The organism is Variovorax sp. DXTD-1 (genome assembly GCF_003984625.1).
GTDB lineage: Bacteria > Pseudomonadota > Gammaproteobacteria > Burkholderiales > Burkholderiaceae_C > Variovorax.
In genome coordinates, this window is the sequence record NZ_RWKH01000067.1 from 1 (window position 1) to 1,189 (window position 1,189).

Sequence of the window (1,189 nt, forward strand, 5' to 3'; positions counted from 1 at the left end):
CGAATACAGCGAAATGCTGGGCTACAAGACCATCCGCAAGGAGCACCGCAGCACCAGCCGAGGCGGCGGCTCCAACCAGGTCTCGACCAACTACACCGAGGAGCGCCGGGCCCTGTTTCTGCCGCAGGAGATCAAGGAGCTGCCCGCCGACGAGGAATTGATCTTCTATGAAGGCTGCAAGCCGATCCGGGCCCACAAGAACTGGTTCTTCAAGGACAAGGTTTTCAAGGAGCGGGCGAGCATGGCGCCGGTGGTGATCAAGGCGATGGCACCCAGCAGGCAGCCATCGGTGACTGGTTTTGGGTTGGACGACATCACTCAAACCGAGTGTGAGGCCAAGGTCCACTCGCAACGACATTGAGCCGGCGAAGGTCGTGGCCGCACAAGACATCATCCCCAATCACTGAAAAATGCAGGAGGACTCTCATGACGTTCATCAACGAATTCACCTCGCCCGAGGATGTTGAGAAATATCGCTTCGCCGAGATCGACGAACACTTCGTGATGGGAGGAACCCCCTCCCGCCAATGGACCATCGATCGGGATCGCAATATCTATCTGCGCAACGTGGCGCATGGAGCCGGCAGCGAGATCGAAATTCGAAATCAACACAAATGGACCTTTTACTGGAAAGGTCACGAGCTAACGTTGCGACTGGACTTGCTTGACGGCAGTGGAGGACGCGGTGAACCCGGCTGGTCACACTGGCGGCTGGTATGGCTCAACGGCAGCAATGGACTGCCCGAGCCATTGAAGCCCTATAGGCGCGAAATCCTAGCTGATCTCAAAGAAGCTTTGGTGGCCTACAAGGATTTCGGCGCCTACTCAACCAATACCGATTACAGCGTCACGCTGGATATCGATTCGGGGTGCGAGTTGTGAGCGGGCCGTTGTCGGCCAAAGACGCCATTGATCTGCTGCACAAGAACCCAGGCGCGTACGCGACGCCGGAGCAAATTCGGACGCTGGCCGCACGGGTCGACGCCAATGCCACGGGCCGCCTGACCGTGCTGTACAGCGGCGGCGTAGGCAAGGGCGTGTGGTCCAGCGATGTGATCGATGGCATGGTGGCCGCAGGCGAAGACGTACGTGTCATCGACAAAAGTCAGGCTGCCAAGTTCATGAAGTCGGAGGCGTTCTATAGCGCAATCGCCAGAGCCTACGACATACCACCTCAACCGCTGAAAAA

General features: G+C 58.0%; 3 protein-coding genes. All 3 read left to right on the forward strand.

All coding sequences use genetic code 11. The features are described 5' to 3' along the window. On the forward strand, positions 1-361 hold a 361-nt coding region (locus tag EJI00_RS24860), incomplete at its 5' end, for a type IV secretory system conjugative DNA transfer family protein (protein WP_185868224.1). A 65-nt stretch (positions 362-426) separates the two neighbouring features. After that, positions 427-882: a hypothetical protein gene (locus EJI00_RS24865; RefSeq protein WP_126750120.1), complete on the forward strand. Its 456-nt coding sequence runs from the start codon at positions 427-429 to the stop codon at positions 880-882. 8 nt (positions 883-890) lie between these two features. Next, positions 891-1,189: hypothetical protein (locus EJI00_RS24870; RefSeq protein WP_221885074.1), on the forward strand; the 299-nt coding region annotated here is incomplete at its 3' end.

Coding starts and splice junctions, on each gene's coding strand:
- EJI00_RS24865 (WP_126750120.1), top strand. CDS start 427: ATGACGTTCATCAACGAATTCACCTCGCCCGAGGATGTTGAGAAATAT.